The following is a 1,701-nucleotide window of genomic DNA, read 5'->3' as shown; positions in this document are numbered from 1 at the left end:
TTAGCGCTACCGCGTAACATCACCCACCGAAGCCAGAACCTGCGCCCGCCGATTTACACCGAAATCTGGACGCCACCGCGGTGTGCGGCAACGCGAGCTGTCAGAATCTCAACGCCTTTTTCACGTCTAGTTGCGACGTGATTGCCTGGGATCGTGGGGTGTTCCTGCCGGTCGGGGAACGCATTTTCGGCGACATGTTCATCACTGGGGTGTTAGCACACGAGTACGGGCACGCGCTGCAGCAGATGGCGAAACTGGTCACGAGAAAAGACCCCACCATCGTCCGCGAGCAGCAAGCCGATTGTTTCGCTGGGGTCTATCTGTGGTGGGTGGCCGCAGGTAAGTCCCCGCGCTTCATGCTGAGCACCGGGGACGGGCTCGACCGCGTGCTCGCCGGGGTGGTCACCACCCGCGACCCGGTGATGGACTCAGATACCGAAAACGATGACGAACACGGTTCGGCGTTAGATCGGGTTAGCGCCTTCCAGATGGGCTTCGTCACGACTGCACCGACCACGTCGCGCCCCTAGCGCCAAGCAAGTTGAAGCAGGCGACCAATAGACTGAGACACCAGCGCGAATCACGCACGACATCAAGCGCCACGATGACGCAGTCGACATCCCGATAGCAGGCGACATTCGAGGAGGCCACATATGGCAACCGTCGGGGACCGCAGTGACAAACTGGAGCGCTACTGGGATCAGCAAGCCGGTCGCTACGACAAGCAGATGCGGTTCATGGACCGGAGAGTTTTCAAGGACACTCGCGAGTGGGTGTGCTCGCGGGCGACCGGGCAGACCCTTGAAGTGGCGATGGGTACAGGCCTGAATCTTCCTTGGTATCCGGAGGGTGTCCAGCTCACCGGCCTGGATCTGAGCGAGGAGCTGCTGTCGGTGGCCCGCGGCCGAGCTGCGGATCTGGAGCGCTCGGTGACTCTGGTGCACGGCAATGCGCATGGCCTGCCGTTCGACGAGGCGTCGTTCGACACCGTGGTGTGCACTTTTGGGCTGTGCTCCATCCCGGACGTCGCTACCGCGATCGGCGAAATGCACCGGGTCCTGCGCCCGGGTGGCGGGCTGCTGCTTGCCGACCATATCGCGAGTTCGTCGCGCCCCGTTCGAGCCGTGCAATGGTTGGTGGAGCGGCTCACGATTCCCATGGCGGAGGAGCACTTTCGGCGCCGGCCATTGAAGCTGTTGCCTGGCGCAGGATTCGCGGTCGACACTGTGGAACGTTTCAAACTCGGCATCGTCGAACGCCTGACGGCGCACAAGCCCGTCGATTCGACCGCCAGCTAAGTTGGCGCACGGCGGGCCGGCGACACCTGATCAGTTTTGGGCAGACTCCCTAACGAACCAATCAGTCAGGTCCGCCCGAGATACGTCGGGCAGTACGCAGCTATGCTGGCGCCGACAAGGAACCCGGCATGATGGGCGGCGAGGTTGCTGCCGGTCAGCACGTCCTTGTGGTTCATCACGTCGTGGGCGACCTGGGCCGGGGTCTCGCCCCGATCAAGTTCTGTGCAGACCGCATGACCGGCGGCGATCATGACTTCTGGTGACGCGTACGTGATGCCCTGAGAGCTCAGTGCGGCCAGGAACTCGGCATCGGCATCGGCAGGGTCGGTCGTGTCCCTGCCGCGGTGTAAAAGAATCCGGACGTAGGTTCCCTCGAAGACCGGCAAGTCTGATGGAAGGAGCA

General features: G+C 62.7%; 2 protein-coding genes and 1 pseudogene. 2 read left to right on the top strand and 1 reads right to left on the bottom strand.

The window, feature by feature from the left end; all coding sequences use genetic code 11:
• Positions 1 to 101: 101 nt before the first annotated feature.
• Together AWC17_RS05945 and AWC17_RS05940 are read left to right on the top strand one after the other, a co-directional pair.
• A pseudogene (locus tag AWC17_RS05945) lies at positions 102 to 512 on the top strand (peptidase); the annotation flags it as partial.
• Positions 513 to 653: 141 nt separating this feature from the next.
• Positions 654 to 1,298 carry a class I SAM-dependent methyltransferase gene (locus AWC17_RS05940; protein ID WP_046187262.1) on the top strand — a complete coding sequence of 215 codons (645 nt, stop codon included), beginning with the start codon at positions 654 to 656 and terminating at the stop codon, positions 1,296 to 1,298.
• A gap of 65 nt (positions 1,299 to 1,363) precedes the next feature.
• Here AWC17_RS05940 and AWC17_RS05935 read toward each other — a convergent pair.
• On the bottom strand, positions 1,364 to 1,701 hold a 338-nt coding region (locus AWC17_RS05935; protein ID WP_085164414.1), incomplete at its 5' end, for a DUF732 domain-containing protein.

It is taken from the genome of Mycobacterium nebraskense (assembly GCF_002102255.1).
Classification (GTDB): domain Bacteria; phylum Actinomycetota; class Actinomycetes; order Mycobacteriales; family Mycobacteriaceae; genus Mycobacterium; species Mycobacterium nebraskense.
This window is presented reverse-complemented; position numbering and strand designations above follow the sequence as displayed.

Coding starts and splice junctions, on each gene's coding strand:
- AWC17_RS05940 (WP_046187262.1), top strand. CDS start 654: ATGGCAACCGTCGGGGACCGCAGTGACAAACTGGAGCGCTACTGGGAT.